This window comes from Paracoccus haeundaensis (assembly GCF_006239215.1).
Lineage (GTDB): Bacteria > Pseudomonadota > Alphaproteobacteria > Rhodobacterales > Rhodobacteraceae > Paracoccus > Paracoccus marcusii.
This window is the reverse complement of sequence record NZ_VDDC01000051.1, coordinates 1-15,315: the sequence shown is the minus strand read 5'-3', so window position 1 is coordinate 15,315 and position 15,315 is coordinate 1. Positions and strand designations below refer to the sequence as shown.

The 15,315-nt window shown below is 67.5% G+C and carries 17 protein-coding genes, 1 tRNA gene, 2 pseudogenes and 1 riboswitch; of the genes and pseudogenes, 10 read left to right on the top strand and 10 right to left on the bottom strand.

All coding sequences use genetic code 11. From position 1 onward, the window contains the following. Window positions 1-152: 152 nt before the first annotated feature. The 5 genes and pseudogenes from FHD67_RS18615 to FHD67_RS21235 form a co-directional block, all read right to left on the bottom strand. A complete protein-coding gene (locus tag FHD67_RS18615; protein WP_139599632.1) occupies window positions 153-464 on the bottom strand; it encodes a hypothetical protein in 312 nt (103 codons plus the stop codon). Window positions 465-536: 72 nt separating this feature from the next. Then, window positions 537-755: a hypothetical protein gene (locus FHD67_RS18610; RefSeq protein ID WP_176695202.1), complete on the bottom strand. Its 219-nt coding sequence runs from the start codon at window positions 753-755 to the stop codon at window positions 537-539. Further along, window positions 755-952 (bottom strand): hypothetical protein, encoded by a 198-nt coding sequence (locus FHD67_RS20590; RefSeq protein WP_176695201.1) that lies wholly within the window; start codon window positions 950-952, stop codon window positions 755-757. The genes FHD67_RS18610 and FHD67_RS20590 overlap by 1 nt, the downstream gene beginning before the upstream one ends. A gap of 27 nt (window positions 953-979) precedes the next feature. Continuing rightward, window positions 980-1,342 carry a recombinase family protein gene (locus FHD67_RS18605; RefSeq protein WP_139599630.1) on the bottom strand — a complete coding sequence of 121 codons (363 nt, stop codon included), beginning with the start codon at window positions 1,340-1,342 and terminating at the stop codon, window positions 980-982. A gap of 76 nt (window positions 1,343-1,418) precedes the next feature. After that, window positions 1,419-1,625, bottom strand: a pseudogene (locus FHD67_RS21235) (recombinase family protein); the annotation flags it as partial. Between the two features lie 102 nt (window positions 1,626-1,727). Between FHD67_RS21235 and FHD67_RS18595 the strand changes: the two are divergent. Next, window positions 1,728-2,927: pseudogene (locus tag FHD67_RS18595) on the top strand (IS3 family transposase). A gap of 104 nt (window positions 2,928-3,031) precedes the next feature. Here the strand turns inward: FHD67_RS18595 and FHD67_RS18590 are convergent. The 3 genes from FHD67_RS18590 to gntR all read right to left on the bottom strand — a co-directional run bounded on the left by FHD67_RS18590 (window position 3,032) and on the right by gntR (window position 5,966). Continuing rightward, window positions 3,032-3,508 carry a nucleoside deaminase gene (locus FHD67_RS18590; RefSeq protein WP_139599628.1) on the bottom strand — a complete coding sequence of 159 codons (477 nt, stop codon included), beginning with the start codon at window positions 3,506-3,508 and terminating at the stop codon, window positions 3,032-3,034. 97 nt (window positions 3,509-3,605) lie between these two features. Continuing rightward, a complete protein-coding gene (locus FHD67_RS18585) occupies window positions 3,606-4,844 on the bottom strand; it encodes a serine hydrolase domain-containing protein (protein WP_139599627.1) in 1,239 nt (412 codons plus the stop codon). Between the two features lie 81 nt (window positions 4,845-4,925). Beyond that, window positions 4,926-5,966 carry an HTH-type transcriptional regulator GntR gene (gene gntR, locus FHD67_RS18580; RefSeq protein ID WP_046001131.1) on the bottom strand — a complete coding sequence of 347 codons (1,041 nt, stop codon included), beginning with the start codon at window positions 5,964-5,966 and terminating at the stop codon, window positions 4,926-4,928. 97 nt (window positions 5,967-6,063) lie between these two features. Between gntR and FHD67_RS18575 the strand changes: the two genes are divergently transcribed. The 8 genes from FHD67_RS18575 (at window position 6,064) to FHD67_RS18540 (ending at window position 13,337) form a co-directional block, all read left to right on the top strand. Beyond that, on the top strand, window positions 6,064-6,594 hold the full coding sequence (locus tag FHD67_RS18575; RefSeq protein ID WP_198143176.1) for a gluconokinase: 531 nt from the start codon (window positions 6,064-6,066) through the stop codon (window positions 6,592-6,594). Further along, a complete protein-coding gene (locus tag FHD67_RS18570) occupies window positions 6,591-7,610 on the top strand; it encodes a TRAP transporter substrate-binding protein (RefSeq protein WP_046001129.1) in 1,020 nt (339 codons plus the stop codon). The genes FHD67_RS18575 and FHD67_RS18570 overlap by 4 nt, the downstream gene beginning before the upstream one ends. Window positions 7,611-7,659: 49 nt before the next feature. After that, a complete protein-coding gene (locus FHD67_RS18565) occupies window positions 7,660-8,217 on the top strand; it encodes a TRAP transporter small permease subunit (RefSeq protein WP_045982565.1) in 558 nt (185 codons plus the stop codon). Beyond that, complete coding sequence (locus FHD67_RS18560) at window positions 8,217-9,533, top strand: TRAP transporter large permease (protein WP_045982566.1); 1,317 nt, start codon at window positions 8,217-8,219, stop codon at window positions 9,531-9,533. Before FHD67_RS18565 ends, FHD67_RS18560 begins: the two co-directional genes overlap by 1 nt. A gap of 125 nt (window positions 9,534-9,658) precedes the next feature. Then, a complete protein-coding gene (locus FHD67_RS18555; protein WP_046001128.1) occupies window positions 9,659-9,913 on the top strand; it encodes a hypothetical protein in 255 nt (84 codons plus the stop codon). A gap of 248 nt (window positions 9,914-10,161) precedes the next feature. Then, window positions 10,162-10,378: riboswitch (cobalamin riboswitch) on the top strand. A 138-nt stretch (window positions 10,379-10,516) separates the two neighbouring features. Beyond that, window positions 10,517-11,524, top strand: a complete 1,008-nt coding sequence (locus FHD67_RS18550; RefSeq protein ID WP_139599626.1) for an ABC transporter substrate-binding protein — start codon at window positions 10,517-10,519, stop codon at window positions 11,522-11,524. After that, on the top strand, window positions 11,521-12,576 hold the full coding sequence (locus FHD67_RS18545) for a FecCD family ABC transporter permease (RefSeq protein ID WP_046001126.1): 1,056 nt from the start codon (window positions 11,521-11,523) through the stop codon (window positions 12,574-12,576). Before FHD67_RS18550 ends, FHD67_RS18545 begins: the two co-directional genes overlap by 4 nt. Next, window positions 12,573-13,337, top strand: coding sequence for an ABC transporter ATP-binding protein (locus tag FHD67_RS18540; RefSeq protein WP_046001125.1), 765 nt, complete (start codon window positions 12,573-12,575; stop codon window positions 13,335-13,337). The genes FHD67_RS18545 and FHD67_RS18540 overlap by 4 nt, the downstream gene beginning before the upstream one ends. Before the next feature lie 15 nt (window positions 13,338-13,352). Here the strand turns inward: FHD67_RS18540 and FHD67_RS18535 are convergent. Next, window positions 13,353-13,426, bottom strand: a tRNA-Gly gene (locus FHD67_RS18535). Window positions 13,427-13,473: 47 nt separating this feature from the next. After that, window positions 13,474-13,926 carry a nucleoside deaminase gene (locus FHD67_RS18530; RefSeq protein ID WP_046001124.1) on the bottom strand — a complete coding sequence of 151 codons (453 nt, stop codon included), beginning with the start codon at window positions 13,924-13,926 and terminating at the stop codon, window positions 13,474-13,476. Window positions 13,927-14,044: 118 nt separating this feature from the next. Between FHD67_RS18530 and FHD67_RS20970 the strand changes: the two genes are divergently transcribed. Beyond that, window positions 14,045-15,315: pseudouridine synthase (locus FHD67_RS20970; RefSeq protein ID WP_246071345.1), on the top strand; the 1,271-nt coding region annotated here is incomplete at its 3' end.

Below are 15,315 nucleotides of genomic sequence, written 5' to 3'. Positions count from 1 at the left end.
GCGGGGTAGAGCAGCCCGGTAGCTCGTCAGGCTCATAACCTGAAGGTCACAGGTTCAAATCCTGTCCCCGCAACCAAAGAAACAGACCCGGGCGAACAAACAGCCCTCGCGACTCGCGGGGGCTTCGTTATGTCAGGGCGATCGATCCCGGCCTAGCCCTCCGCAAGGCCGAGGATCCCCGCAAGCTCGCCCAAACGGGGAAAACCATGGGCGCCCGGCGCAGCGGCCTCCGGCACCATCCGGATTTTACATATCAGAACCCGCAAAATCCCCGTCGCCACAGGCCGCGTGGACGGCCTCTGCAGCGCCTCCGCCAGCCGCCCGATCTCCTGGCGGTAGCGGTCGCCCAAGGACGCGTGGAGCCGCAGGGCAGGGAGTGAGGGCGTTTCCTCCATCATCCTGGTCAGTTCCGCCTTGCGTCCCTCCAGCGCCTCCACCTTCGCCGTCATCGACGGGTGATACATCCTATTCTCAATCGCGCTCACGAGTCTCGTGATCTTCGCCCCGGTCTGCGCCAGAGCTCCTTGTGGGCGGCATCATGACCGCTGCGGCGTCACCCGCTGGCCTTGCTGAAGGCCAGCCAATAGGCCGGCCTCCACGAAGGCCGCGAACAACTCCGGATGCATCAGCTGATCGTGCAGCCCGCCCAGGACCCGGTCTTCCAGGTCCTCGCGTCCGATCGTTGCCCGGTTCGTGCAGACCGCCGCGCCGCGGTTGCGCGCCCCGCTGCAGCGGAGGCGCGTCCCGTCGATCATCAAGTATCTTGTCTGCAGCACGCGCAGCGCACCAGACCCGACAGCAAGTACGCTGGTCGCCTCGCGCATTCCGGCCCCAGGCGGGCATCGTTGACCCCGGCGGGGTTCATCGCTTCGCGGATGCCGGCCTGTCGTGCCTTCACCCGGTCCCCCAGCACCGCGTCGATAATACGCAGTTCGGGCACCTCGGTCGTCACCCACATCTCCGGCGGGTTCAGACGCGCCTAGCGCTTGCCCGTGTCGGGGTCCTTCACAAAGCTCTGGCGGTTCCAGACCCGCACCCTGACATAGAGTTCGTTGTTCAGGATCCCCGTGCCGCGACGCCAGTTGCCCTGGAGGGTCGATGATCCCCAACAGCCCGAGCCCGTCCCGCTGCTATGGGGTGGTGCCACGCCTTCCGCGTTCCGCGCCGCCGCGATCGACTGCGCCGAAAGGCCGCTGTCGTAATCCGTGAAGATCCGACGCACCACGGTAGCCTCGCCGTCGTCGATGTGCCGTTCGCCCGTGATCACCGTGCCGCACGCGTCGAAGCCACTCCGGACCCGGTAGCCGTAGCTGTTGCCACCGCCCGATTTGCCTGTCCTCAAGGCCGCGGCCTGTCTTCTCGGAAAGCTGCTTGATGAATTGCGACGACATCAACCCGCCGAAGCTGATCCGCGATTTGTCAATCTCGCCCTCCGACCGGGTGACGATCCTGACCTCGTGATAGGCCGGCCGCTTGTGAAGGCCGGCCATATGCTCCTGATTCCGCGAAAGCCGGTCCAACGCCTCGGCCAGGATGACATCGCAGATGCGGTCCCGCACCGCCTTGTGCAGCCGCTGAAAGCCGGGCCGCAGATGCGAGGCACCGCTGATCGCTTCGTCCCGCATCTCTTCGACCACCCACCATACATGCGCCTCGAAAAGCTTTCTGCAGACATGGGATTTTTTCTTCATCTGCGACTAGAATCCGCCCCAAGGAAAGGACGGACGATGAAGGGAACGATACGAAGCGATCAGCAGATCATCGGGATCTTGCAGGAATACGAGGCAGGCGCGAAGTGCGCTGATCTGTGCTGCAAGCATGGAATGTCGGAAGGCACTTTTTTAGCCTGGAAGGCGAAGTATTCCGGGATGACAGTGTCCGAGACCAAGCGGTTGAACACGCTGGAATGAGGCGCATAGCGCCGAATGAGAACGCCAAGCTGAAGAAGTTGGTGGCAGAGCAGATGCCCGACATGGCGGCGATGAAGGAACTACTGTCAGAAAAATGGTAACGCCCGCCGAGAAGCGCGAGGCTGTCGCGCATCTGAAAGCCTTGTTTGGGCTGTTGTAACACCGGGCGTGCCAGATTGCTGCGGCAGACCGGAAAATGGTGCGCTACCAGTCGCAATGTGCACTTGAAACGGTGCTGCGGGGCTGGTTGCGAGATCTGGTCAATGAGCGACGCCAATTTGGGTATCGGCGGCTTTTTGTGCTGCGGCGGCGTGAGGGGGAGTTGTCGGGCATCTCGCGGCTCTACCGCGAGGAAGGGTTAACCGTCCGCAAACGCAAAGCGCGCCGTAATGCGCTCGGCACAAGGCCCCCGATCCTGATTGAGGCGTGCGCCAATGCCCACTGGTCCCTCGACTTCGCGCATGACAAGTTCGCCTGCGGGCGGCGATTTAGGGTGCTGAACGTAGTGGACGACGTCACAGGGGAATGCCTGGCCGCGATCCCCGACACATCGATGTCGGGCCGCCGTGTCGCCAGGGAACTGACGACGCTGGTCGAACGGCGAGGCAAGCCCGGGATGATCGTCAGCGATAATGCGACAGAGCTGACCCCCGACGCCATCCTGAAGTGGTGCCCGAGGCCAAGGTTGAATGGCACGACATCGCGCCCGGCAAGGCAATGCAGAACGGCTTCGTAGAATGTTTGAACGGGCAGATACGGGACGAGTTTCTGAACGACGCCCTGTTCCGCAACCCTCACCCATGCCCGCGAACTGATGGCGGCATGGGTCACCGATTACAACACCGCGCGTCCGCATTGCGCGCTTGGCTACAAAAACCCCGCAGGCTTCGCCCTGCACCTGACCAAAACTCTACTGCCCTACCTGCTGCACGCGATGAGGGCTCCGCGCGCCGGGCGATTGCTCAAGCCGCGCCAACCTGCATAAATCCCAACCGAAATCCGGTCTCGACTGGATGAAAGATAAGTGGCAGGTCATTGCGAACCGCCCTCGTTGAAAGACTTTGGTTATAAATGGGCCAAAACGTTGCTAGAGGGTCGGCCTTGGCTCTTACCCCTGGAAATCAGCGGATGTGCGACCGGACATGGAGAGCGCGGACCTGTCGTGCAAATTCCTCGACAGGGCCGTCGACCGGCGTATCGCTGATCACGTCGCGGATGGGCAGCGGGCGAACCCGGAACGCGGGGACGCCCAGGTCGGAAAGCCACGCCGTCATCTGGGCTGCAGAGCTTGCATAGACGATTCGACCAAGCCCCACCCAGCCATGGGCGGCGGCGCACATCGGACAGTGTTCGCCAGAGGTATAGACCGTGGCCTTGGCACGGTCTTGGACGTCCATGTTGTTCGCCGCCCATCGGGCGATGGCGAACTCCGGGTGCTGGGTGTGGTCACCCCCGCCGATGCGGTTGTAGTCCTCGAACAGCACCTCACCCTCGGACGACACAAGCACCGATCCGAAGGGCTCGTTGCCGCGGTCAAGCGCTTCGGATGCCAAGTCGACACAGCGCTGCAGGTGCTTTCGATCCGTGTCATCGATCATGATACGCCTTTCCTTTCAATGGACCTGGTCTGGCTTTCGAATGGCCGGGCGCAGCTCTCCTGTGACGGCCTGAGGGCAAAAGACCGCCGCGGGACCATCACTCCAAGGCCTCGGAGATGGCGTCGAACACGACCAGCGGATCGACCGGTTCGCGTCCGACGGGCTTCGGTTGCGCCATGTGCGTCGCGACAACGACGTTCCGCGTCGGGTTGATGTAGATGTTCTGCCCCTGGATGCCTATCGCGGCAAAGGCACCGTCCGCGATGGACGGTTCGGTCCAGCCCGGCCACCACATGTACCCGTAATCGATCGTCTCGCCGCTTTTCAGCTTCTGCGGTTGGCCGGCGGTCTCCGTCCAGCCGTCCGGCAGGATGGGGCTGCCGTCGATTACCCCTCCCTCCAGGAAGAACTGCCCGAAGCGGGCGAAGTCGCGCAGGGTGGCGGACAGGCCGCTGCCGCCGATCTCGACCCCGTCGGGGCTGTCCAGCCACCAGTTCGCGTCGGCCTCCATCCCATAGGGCTGCCAGATCTTTTCCGCCAGATAGTCAGACAACGGCTTGCCGACAGCGCCGTGGACGACCTCGCCAAGAACCTGCGTCTCGCCGGTGGAGTAGGTGTGGTGGGTTCCGGGTTCGTGGGCGCGGGGCAGGGCGGCCATCACCTCCATCGCAGCGCCGGGGCGCTGTTCGATCTGCGCACGCAGCAGGTCGCGGCGGTCGGACTGGGGGTCGGTATAGGTCTCGTTCCAGTCGACGCCCGACGCCATCAGCAGGATGTCGCGGATGCTGACCCCGTCATAGGCGCTGCCAGCCAGTGCGGGGACGTAGTCGACCACCATGTCGTCCACGCCGCCGATATGGCCATCGACGATCGCCGCGCCGACCAGGGTCGAGGTGATCGACTTGGCCACCGACATCGACATCCAGCGCGTGTCAGGCGTGTTGCCGCGCTGATAGGTCTCGTAGACGACCTTGCCGTCCTTCAGCACGATCATCCCGGTGACATTGTCCAGCGACAGAAAGTCGTAGAGGTCATAGGTTGCGTCATCGACCTGATAGGTCACCATTTCCGGCAGATCGACCAAGGCCTCCGGCAGGTCGCGGGGCGTGTCGCCGGCCGGGATGGCCCGGGTGGGGAACAGCCGGTCGATGTTGCGGAAGGTGCTGACCGCCAGGTCCGGCGTCAGGTGGCCGTCATAGACGTCCTCGACCGTGCCGATCGGTTCGTCCGCATGCGGATAGTCCTGCGCCTGCGCCTGCACCGCGCCGGGCAGGGCCAGGCACAGGCCCCCCAGGGTCAGCAGGAACCGCGTGCGGTGAAGCGGCCTCAGGGTCATGACATCCTCCCATCCGTTTCGATCCATGAAAGGGCAGTTTTGCAGCATGTGCAAGGCTGGTCATGTCCGAAAGAGGGGCCGTCAGGTTGGCCGATTGGCGCTGGAGCGGTTGCGGCGCGTGCTGGCGCGGGGGATCAGCTGAAACCCCAGGTCGACCGCATGGCCGCGGGGCGCATCCTGTCCGGCCAGGCGCGCGCGGATCAGGCGGATCGCCTGAGCGCCCATCGCCCGCCGATCGGTGGCGACCGAGGTGATGGGCGGTTCGGCCGCGGACATCATCTCGTGGTCGTTGAACCCGCAGATGCCAAGGCGGGAGGGCACCGCGATGTTGCGACGACGCGCCTCGAACAGCACGCCAAGCGCCAGATCGTCGTTGTTGCACAGGACCGCATCCGTCTGCGGTAGGCGCGCCATCAGATCCGCGAACAGCCGGCACCCCAGGCTGACCGAGGACGGCTCGGGTGTGGTGACGACGGGATCGTCGCCGCCCAGCCCGGCGGCCTCCAGGCAGGCGCGGAACCCTGCCAGGCGGCGCTGGCTGCGCGGGTCCATCTGAGCACCCAGGAAGGCCGGCGCGCGGTATCCCTGCGCCAGAAGATGCTCGGCGGCGGCCCGCGCCCCGTCGAAATGCGACAGGCCGACGGCCAGGTCGATGGGATCGGGGCCGACCTCCATGATCTGCACGACCGGGCATTCCGCCCCGGCCAGCAGGGCGCGGGCGGCGGGGGATTGATCGTGGCCCGCGACGATCAATCCCGCCGGGCGCTGTGACAGGAACACGCGGATCAGCTGCTCCTCAGTTAGTGGAGAGTAGCGCGTGGTGCCCAGCTGCACGATCAGCGGGCTGCCCTGCAGACCTTCGTCGATGCCGCGCATCACGTCGGCGAACACGTTGTTGCTGACCGACGGGATGATGACACCCACGATATCGGTGCGCCCCGATGCCAGCGCGCGCGCCGCAGGGTTCGGCACATAGCCCAGTTCGCGGATGGCCCGGTCTATCCGGTCGCGGGCCAGCGGCGACACCTTGGACGGGTCCCGCAGCGCGCGCGACACGGTGATAGGGCTGACATCGGCGGCCAGCGCCACATCAGACAGGGTGATCCGCGAGGTTTTGTTCATGACGCGCGAAGATTACGCCATCGCCGCGCAAAGAAAAGGGGCTTGACCGATGACAGCGCTGTCATCCATGATTGCGCTGTCATCGGGAGGAGACATCATGGACGCGCGGCCGATTCTGGTCATGGGCATCTGCGGCACGGGCAAGTCGACCGTGGCCCGTGGCATCGCCGACCGCATCGGCGGTAGCTTCATCGAGGCGGACCTGTATCACGACGAATCCAGCGTGGCGCGCATGCGGGCCGGGCTGCCTTTGACCGACGACATGCGGTGGGGCTGGCTGGACCGTCTGGCGGCGGCGACGCGTGCGACGCCCCATCGCGCCGTTCTGGCCTGCTCGGGGCTCAGCCAGGCGCATCGTGACCGGCTGCGGGCCGGGGCAGGGGCGATGGACATCGTGTTCCTGCACGGCGACCGCGACCTGATCGCGGCGCGCATGGCGGCACGGCGCGACCACTACATGCCCGCCAGCCTGATCGACAGCCAGCTGGCCGCGCTGCAGCCCCCCGATCCCGCCGCCGAAGGCGCGCTGTGGATCGACGTGGCGCTGCCGCCCGACCAGATCATCGACCGCGCGGTCGCGGCCCTGTCCGACCCGCGCCTAGTTTCAACCGGAGGAGAGACACCATGACCAAGATGACCCGTTTCCTGATGTCGGCCAGCGCCGCGATGGCCTTGGCCGCACCCGCCATGGCCCAGGATCACAGCTTCCGTTTCCAGTCGTCCGACCCGTCGGGCAACCCGAACTTCGTCCTCCAGCAGGGCTGGGCCGCGGATGTCGCGGAAAAGTCCGGCGGCCGCATCGCCATCGACCTGCTGCCGGTCGAATCCATCGTCGCCCATAACGAAACCCAGGATGCGATCGCCACGGGCATCCTGGACGGTCACGTGACCGACCTGTCGTATTTCTCGGGACGCGATCCGGCCTTCGGTCTGATGGGCAACCCGGTCGGCGCCTGGTCCGACCCCGAGCAGATGCTGGACTTTGTCGAGAACGGCGGCGGGGCCGAGCTGCTGAACCAGATCATGAACCCCTATGGCCTGCAGTTCATCGGCGCCACCACGCCGGGCCTGGAGGCGCTGGTCAGCGCCGTGCCGCTGGACGGGGTCGATGATCTGGCCGGCGTCAAGATCCGCGCGCCCGAAGGCCTGGTCCAGTCGGTCTTTGCCGCCGCCGGCGCATCGCCGGTGAACCTGCCCGGCTCCGAGGTGTTCACATCGCTGGACAAGAAGGTCATCGACGCGGCCGATTACAGCGTCTTTTCGACCAACCAAGCCCAAGGCTTGAACGAGGTCGCGCCCCATCCGGTCTATCCCGGCTTCCACTCCATGCCCCTGGTCGAGATCTCGATGAACAAGGAGAAATGGGACGCCCTGCCCGAGGACCTGCAGCAGGTGATGACGCAGTCGGTTCGCGATTTCGCCCGCGTCCAGGTCGCAGCCCTGGCCGAGGCCGACGCGGCCGCCGTGGCGGAGGCCGAGGCCGGCGGGACGATCACCGTCCACGACTGGTCCGACGAAGAGCGCACCAAGTTCCGCGGCATCGCGATGGGCGAATGGGAAAAGGTCGCCGGACAGTCGCCCGCGGCGCAGCAGGTCTATGACGCGCTGACCGCGTACCTGACCGAAAAGGGCCTGGTGCAGTAAGCGCCGCAGGATCGGGCGTCCGCGCCCGGTCCCTTCCAGGGAGGAGGACATGATGGACGCATCCGAAGCCATTCCGCGCGAGGAACACGAGGCCGTGCCCCAGTCGGGGCGCCTGGGTCGCGTGATCGACCGTCTGGCGATCATCCCGGCCCTGGGCCTGGTGGTCGCCATGCTGATCCTGATCCAGGAGGTCGTGCTGCGTTACGTGTTCGGCCGCCCGACGAACTGGGCGCACGAGACGACGGTGTTCCTGTGCGCGATCTCGTTCGTCTACGGGGGCTTGCTGTGCACCGCGCGCGACCGGCACATCCGGGTCGTCCTGGTCTATGACCTGCTGCCGCCCGCCGCGCGGCGGGTGGCCGACATCCTCATCTCGGCGATCTGCGGCCTGTCCTCGGGCGCCTTCGCCTGGGCGGCCTGGCAGATGGTCAAGCGGTCCGCCTGGCGCCCCGACGGCAGCTTTCACCTCGAGACCTCGGGCTCGGCCTGGAACCCGGCCTATCCGGGCGTGCTCAAGGTGCTGCTGATGGTGGCGCTGGCGATCATGGCCCTGCAATTCGCCATCCTGACCGTCAACTATGCCCGCGGGCACAAGGGAGCCCGCTGATGGAGATCTTCGGTTCGCTGCAATCCCTGGGGATCGAGGCCGGGACGGGCCTTCTGTTCGCGCTGCTGCTGCTTTTGCTGCTGACGGGCATCCCGCTGGCCTTCGTCACGCTGCTGGTCACGCTGATCTTCGCGCTCGGGTGGTTCGGTCCGAACGTCGTGCCGCTGATCACCAGCCGCGTCTATACCTTCGTGTCCAGCTTCGTCTTCGTGTCGGTGCCGATGTTCGTGCTGATGGCCGCGATCCTGGACCGCAGCGGCATCGCCCGCGACCTGTTCGAGGCGATGCGCCTGGTCGGCGGCCGCATCCGCGGCGGCGTGGCGGTCCAGACGATCTTCGTGGCCGTCATCCTGGCCGCCATGTCCGGCATCATCGGCGGAGAGGTCGTGCTGCTGGGCCTAATCGCGCTGCCCCAGATGCTGGCCCAGGGCTATGACCGCAAGCTGGCCATCGGCGTCGTCTGCGCGGGCGGCAGCCTGGGGACCATGGTGCCGCCTTCGATCGTGCTGATCATCTATGGCCTGACCGCGAACGTCTCGATCGGCGACCTATTCACGGCCGCCTTCGTGCCGGGCTTCATGCTGGCGCTGCTCTATGTGGCCTATGTGCTGATCCGTGCCTGGCTGACGCCGGGCGACGTGCCCCCGGCCGTCACCGCCCGCGTCCCGCGGGACGAAAAGCTGCGCCTGCTCAAGGGCCTGTTCCTGCCGATCCTGGTCGTGATCATGGTGCTGGGCTCCATCTATGGCGGCATCGCATCCGTGACCGAGGCCAGCGCCGTGGGCGTGGCGGGCGTGCTGATCTCGACCGTGATCCGCGGCGAATTCACCTGGGGCCTGCTGCGCGGCGCGGCCATGCAGACGCTGCAGACGGTCGGCATGATCGTCTGGATCGGCATCGGTGCATCTGCCCTGGTGGGCGTCTTCAACCTGATGGGCGGCATCAACTTCGTGTCGGAACTGATCACCGGCATCAGCGACAACCCGACGATCATCATCCTGTTCATGATGGCGATCCTGTTCGTGCTGGGTATGTTCCTGGACTGGGTCGGCATCGCGCTGCTGACCATGCCGATCTTCGTGCCGATCATCGTCAGCCTGGGATACGACCCCGTCTGGTTCGGGGTGCTGTTCGCGATGAACATGCAGGTCAGCTTCCTGTCGCCGCCCTTCGGGCCCGCCGCCTTCTACCTGAAGTCAGTGACCCCGCCGGACATCTCGCTGGGAGAAATCTTCCGCGCCCTGCTGCCCTTCATCGGGCTGCAGATCCTGGCGGTGGGCCTGCTGATCCTGTTCCCGGCCCTGGCGATCTACTGATCGCCTGCCGTGGATCGGGGGGCATGCCGGATGCGGCGTGCCCCCTTTTCGTTCGGGGACAGGAATGTTGCACCGGCAAGCGGATTGACGGATGATCCGGGTCCGTCACCCAAAGCTGACCCACCATGCACGACCCCGAACCCGTCCCCCGTCCGGACCTGTTCACGAACAAGGACCATGACGCCTGGCTGGAGCAGTTCCTGTTCCTGCGATACACCCTGCACATGCCGGCCGAACGCATCGCCCAGATCGACTATGGCCTTGACCCTGACCATCCCGAAGCCCCGATCGCCGGCCTGTTCTGGGGCAGCCAGATCGAGCGGGACTATCCCCGGCTGGACCTTCGCCACCTGTGGCGAAAGAGGCCCGGCCAGGTTTGAAGCCCTGCGGTGTCAGGCGCTGGATCGCCCGGTGGTCTGACGCCCTATATCCGACCCCCCATCAATGCCTGGCAGGAAGGACTGCGACCAACTCCTTCCTCCGCAGGGCGCCAGCGCGTTCGACCAGCGGCGCACCGGTCGCCGGGATCAGGCTGGCATAAGCGGCGGGTGTCACAGGTGCGTCGGCCGTGGTGGCCGGGTCGGCTGCGGGCTGCTTGCCGCGGCAGTTGACTTTGTCCCCACCCGGCGGCATTTCCGTCCGTGATGGTTCCCGTGCCGGCCAAGGCCCCGGCAGGGTGAAAAGGGAACGTGGTGAGGTGTAGCCATCAGGCGCCGAATCCGCGACTGCCCCCGCAACTGTAAGCGGTAGCCGACCCTATGATGCCACTGGCGCCCCCTGCGCCGGGAAGGCGGGGAAGGCCGCGACCCGCAAGTCAGGAGACCTGCCATCATGACCTGAACCAACCCGGGCGGGGTGCCCCGGAGAAAGACCGCATGCGCCGATCCACGGCCTTCATCCGACGCGACCGCGAAGGTGGGTGGGACCCCGGTGACGCCGCTGCGCCTTTTTCAGCCCCGTCCTTCGTTTCATGAAGGACGACCATGACGACCAGAATCTTCCTGACGACCGCGGTGGCGCTGGGCCTGGGCCAGGCGGCCCTTGCCGCGCCGACCGACTATCCGCTGGTGATCGACAATTGCGGGCACCAAGTGACCATCCCCGCGCGTCCCGACAACGTCGTGTCGATCGGCCAGTCCACGACCGAGATCCTGTATGCGCTGGGCCAGGCGGACCGGATGGCCGGGACCGCGCTGTGGTTCACCCCGGTGCTGCCCGCCTTTGCAGAGGATGATGCCAGGGTTGACCGCATCAGCGACGACACGCCCAGCTTTGAATCGGTGGTGAACCGGCGCCCCGGCTTCGTGCCGACGATGTTCGCCTGGATGATCGGGGATCAGGGGGCGGTCGGCACGCGCCGGCAGTTCGCCGATCTGGGCATTCCGGCCTATGTCATGCCCACGGACTGCCAAGGCAAGGACAACAGCGTGGGCGCCGACGGCACCCGCCTTGCGCCCTTCGACATCGCGACGCTGTGGGACGGCATCGACCAGATCGCGCGCGTCATGGACGCGCAGGACGCGGGCCAGGCGCTGATCGCCGACCTGCAGGCCCGAGAGGTGGCGGTCGTGGAGCGCGCGCGGGCGATGGACCTGCCGGATGCGTCCGCGGCGGTCTGGTTCTCCTCAGCCGATCTGGCGCTGGACCCCTACATGGCGGGCGGGATGGGCGTCCCGGCCTGGATGATGGACCGCCTTGGCCTGCGCAACGTCGTGACCTCGGACGAGGAATGGCCCGCCGTAGGGTGGGAGACGATCGCCCGTGCCGACCCCTCGGTGCTGGTGATCGCGCGCATGGACCGCCGCCGCTTTCCTGCCGACGATGTCGAGGCAAAGCTGCGCTTTCTGAAAACGGACCCGGTCACGCGCCGGATGACCGCCGTGCGCCGGGATCGCATCGTCATCCTGGACGCCGAGGCGCTGCATCCCGGCATTCGCATGATCGACGGGCTGGAGGCCTTGGCGGCGGGCATGGACGGGCTGTCCGAATGACCGCCGATGTCGGGGTGCCGACCGTCCGCCGCCCCTTGGCCCCGGTCTGGCTGTGGGTGTCGCTGCTGATCGTGGCGGCCCCCCTGGCCGGCACCGCCCTGGGGGAAACGCCGATCCCCCTCTCGACCGTCTGGCAGGCGCTGGCCAACCAGATGCTGGGTGCGGGCTATCCGCTGGACCCGATCGATCAGGGTATCGTCTGGGCTTACCGCCTGCCGCGCGCGCTGGTGGCAGGGGCCTGCGGAGCGGGGCTGGCGATCTCGGGGCTGGTCCTGCAGACGCTGTTGCGCAACGCACTGGCCGACCCCTATCTGCTGGGCATCTCGGCGGGGGCGTCTACGGGGGCCGTGACGGTCGCGGTGGCGGGGATCGGCGCGGGGTTCGTGCCGATGTCGGCGGGCGCGCTGCTGGGCGCGATCGCGGCCTTTGCGTTGGTGGTGGGGTTGGCGCGCCTGTCGGGTGGTGGTCCGGGCGCGCGGGGTGCCGCGCAGATCGTGCTGGCAGGCATCGCCGGGTCGCAGCTGTTCAACGCCCTGACCAGCTTCATCATCGCGCGGTCGGCCAGTGCGGAACAGGCGCGCGGCATCATGTTCTGGCTGCTGGGCAACCTGTCGGGCGTCCGGTGGGACGATGTCGGCCTGTCGCTGGCCGCCGCCGTGACCGTCCTTGGCGCGGCCGCATGGCACATCCGCGCGCTGGACGCCTTTGCCTTCGGCACGGAATCGGCGGCGTCCCTGGGCGTGCCGGTCCGGCGCGTTCAGGCCGTGCTGATCCTGGCGACCGCCATGGCCACGGCGGTCATGGTGTCGGTCACCGGTGCGATCGGCTTTGTCGGGCTGGTCGTCCCGCATGCGGCACGGTTCCTGGTGGGCACGCGCCACGCGCGGCTGGTGCCCGTGTCGGCGCTGATCGGCATGGTCTTCCTGATCGCCGCGGACGTGATCGCGCGGATGCTGGTACCCGGCCAGACCCTGCCCATCGGCGTCGTGACCGCGCTGGTCGGCGCGCCGGCCTTTGCGGCGATTCTGATCCGCGGGCGGTCCGCGTCATGATGCTGATCGCGCGTGATCTGACCCGCCGCCTGCGCGGACGCGCCCTGGTGGCCGGCGTCACCCTGGACATCCGCCCCGCAGAGATGCTGGGCCTGATCGGCCCGAACGGGTCGGGCAAGTCCACGCTGCTGCGGATGCTGGCCGGGTTGGTCCGCCCCGACGGCGGCCAGGTCGCGCTGGACGGCCGGCCGCTGCGCACCATGCCTGCGCGCCAGGTCGCCCGCCACATCGCCCTGGTCGCCCAAAGCGCCGAGACGTCGGACCGCATCACGGTCCGCGATGCCGTGGCCTTGGGGCGCACGCCCTGGCTGGACGCCCTGCGGCCCTGGTCCCCGGCGGACGAGGCGCATGTGACGCAGGCGCTGGCGCGGGTCGACCTGGCACATCTGGCGGGGCGCGACTGGTCGACTCTGTCGGGGGGCGAACGCCAGCGCGCCCATATCGCCCGTGCGCTGGCGCAGGCGCCGCGGATCCTGCTGCTGGACGAGCCGACGAACCACCTGGACATCCGTCATCAGCTGGCGATCCTGGATCTGGTGGGCGGCCTGGGCCTGACCACGGTGATCGCCCTGCATGACCTGAACCAGGCGATGCGCTGCGACAGGCTGGCGGTGATGCAGGCCGGTCGGTTGGTGGCCCTGGGCCCGCCAGACCGTATCCTGACCGCGGACCTTCTGGCGCGCGTCTTTCAGGTGCGGGCAAGCACGCTGACCGATCCGCAGGACGGCAGCCGCGTGATGCGGTTTCATCCGGTCGTCTGATGCCATGAGAGGGATTGGAGCGGGTGACGGGAATCGAACCCGTGTCTCTAGCTTGGAAGGCTAGGGTCTTACCATTACACAACACCCGCGCGGGGATCGGTATAGTCCGCCCGCGCGGCAGGTTCAAGCGGTCGCGTCACCGTCGTTGCGCAAAGAACCGCCGCAGCAGGTCGCGTGATTCCGGCGCGGCCAGGCCGTCATAAACCTCCGGGCGATGATGGCACTGCGCGTGCCGGAACACCTGCGCGCCATGGGCGACGCCCCCCATGCGCGGGTCCGACGCCCCGTAATACAGCCGGGCGATCCGCGCGGCCGAGATGGCCGCCGCGCACATCGGGCAGGGCTCCAGCGTGACCCACAGCTCGTGACCGGGCAGGCGTTCGGACCCCAGGGCCGCGCAGGCGGCACGGATCGCCAGGATCTCGGCATGGGCGGTCGGGTCGGACAGTTCGCGCGTGCGGTTGCCCGCGGCGGCCACCACGCGGCCCTGCGGGTCGGTCACGACGGCGCCCACCGGCACCTCTCCGCGCAGGGCGGCGTCGCGGGCTTGGGACAGGGCAAGCGCCATATGGGTGGTGAAGGGGACCATGACCGTCTTGTCGCAATCCCCCGCGCGGCGCGCAAGCCGGGGAAAGAAACGCTTCCCACACGGCCCTCTTGGGCGTATGCACCCCTCTTTGCCCCGCAGCGATGCGAAGGAGACGCGCATGACCGACGATCAGATTCCCGACCGCAAGGCCCCCCAGGTCGCCCCCCGCACCGAAGCCGACCGCATCGCCAAGGTGATGGCGCGCGCCGGTGTCGCCAGCAGGCGCGAGGCCGAGCGGATGATCATTGAGGGCCGCGTCAGCGTAAACGGCAAGAAGATCGACAGTCCCGCCCTGGACGTTCTGCCCACCGACCGGATCACCGTCGACGGCAAGAAGCTGGAGGAGCCGCAGGAGACGCGGCTGTGGCTGTACTACAAGCCCCTGGGCCTAATCACGTCGGAAAACGACGAGCTGGGCCGCCAGACCGTGTTCGACGCGCTGCCGCGCGACATGCCTCGGGTGATGACCGTGGGGCGTCTTGACCTGAACTCCGAGGGCCTGCTGCTGCTGACGAACGACGGAGAGCTGAAGCGACGGCTGGAGCTGCCGGCGACGGGCTGGCTGCGCCGGTACCGGGTGCGAGTGAACGGCACGCCCTCGGACATGACCTTCGACCCGCTGCGCCGCGGCGTCACCATCGAGGGAGAGGACTTCGCCCCCATGGAGATCAAGCTGGACAGCCAGCAGGGTGCGAACGCTTGGATCAGCGTGGGCATCCGCGAGGGCAAGAACCGCGAGATCCGCCGCGCGATGGCCCATGTCGGCCTGCAGGTGAACCGCCTGATCCGCATCGGCTATGGTCCGTTCAAGCTGACCGGCATGGACAAGAACCAGGTGACCGAGGTCAAGCGCAAGGTCCTGCGTGACCAGCTGGGCGGCCTGCTGACCGGAGAGGTCGAGGACAAGCCGCGCGAGATGCGCCCCCGCGGGGCTGCCGGCGAACGCGCCGCCCGGTCCGAGGGGGGCGATGCCGGCCCGCGCCGCTTCGGCCCCAAGCCGGGCTTTGACGGCAAGCCCGCCGGCCGCGGCTTCGGCGACCGTCCGCGCGACGGTCAGTCCGACCGCCCGGCCCGCAGCTGGGGTGCCAAGCCCGCGGGCACCGACGGCGCACGCCCGCGCTTTGGCGCCCGCGACGATTCGGCTGGCGGTTTCGGCGACCGCCCCCGGCCCGCAGGCGACAAGCCGCGCTGGAAGAAATCCGGCCCCGGCGAAGGGGGCGGCCGCATGTCCGGTCAGGGCGACGATGCCCGCCCCGCGCGCTTTGCCGGCAAGCCCGGAGAGGCGCGCAAGCCCTTTGGCGGCCCGCGCGGCGAGGGTGGCGAAGGCCGCAAGCCGTTCGGTGGTCCGCGCCCTGAGGGGAAGCCCTTCGGCAAGCCCCGCGCCGATGG

Bases quoted from the DNA above. Each gene is read 5' to 3' on its own strand.
- FHD67_RS18615 (WP_139599632.1), bottom strand. From the start codon at position 464: ATGTATCACCCGTCGATGACGGCGAAGGTGGAGGCGCTGGAGGGACGC.
- FHD67_RS18610 (WP_176695202.1), bottom strand. From the start codon at position 755: ATGATCGACGGGACGCGCCTCCGCTGCAGCGGGGCGCGCAACCGCGGC.
- FHD67_RS18590 (WP_139599628.1), bottom strand. From the start codon at position 3,508: ATGATCGATGACACGGATCGAAAGCACCTGCAGCGCTGTGTCGACTTG.
- FHD67_RS18585 (WP_139599627.1), bottom strand. From the start codon at position 4,844: ATGACCCTGAGGCCGCTTCACCGCACGCGGTTCCTGCTGACCCTGGGG.
- gntR (WP_046001131.1), bottom strand. From the start codon at position 5,966: ATGAACAAAACCTCGCGGATCACCCTGTCTGATGTGGCGCTGGCCGCC.
- FHD67_RS18575 (WP_198143176.1), top strand. From the start codon at position 6,064: ATGGACGCGCGGCCGATTCTGGTCATGGGCATCTGCGGCACGGGCAAG.
- FHD67_RS18570 (WP_046001129.1), top strand. From the start codon at position 6,591: ATGACCAAGATGACCCGTTTCCTGATGTCGGCCAGCGCCGCGATGGCC.
- FHD67_RS18565 (WP_045982565.1), top strand. From the start codon at position 7,660: ATGATGGACGCATCCGAAGCCATTCCGCGCGAGGAACACGAGGCCGTG.
- FHD67_RS18560 (WP_045982566.1), top strand. From the start codon at position 8,217: ATGGAGATCTTCGGTTCGCTGCAATCCCTGGGGATCGAGGCCGGGACG.
- FHD67_RS18555 (WP_046001128.1), top strand. From the start codon at position 9,659: ATGCACGACCCCGAACCCGTCCCCCGTCCGGACCTGTTCACGAACAAG.
- FHD67_RS18550 (WP_139599626.1), top strand. From the start codon at position 10,517: ATGACGACCAGAATCTTCCTGACGACCGCGGTGGCGCTGGGCCTGGGC.
- FHD67_RS18545 (WP_046001126.1), top strand. From the start codon at position 11,521: ATGACCGCCGATGTCGGGGTGCCGACCGTCCGCCGCCCCTTGGCCCCG.
- FHD67_RS18540 (WP_046001125.1), top strand. From the start codon at position 12,573: ATGATGCTGATCGCGCGTGATCTGACCCGCCGCCTGCGCGGACGCGCC.
- FHD67_RS18530 (WP_046001124.1), bottom strand. From the start codon at position 13,926: ATGGTCCCCTTCACCACCCATATGGCGCTTGCCCTGTCCCAAGCCCGC.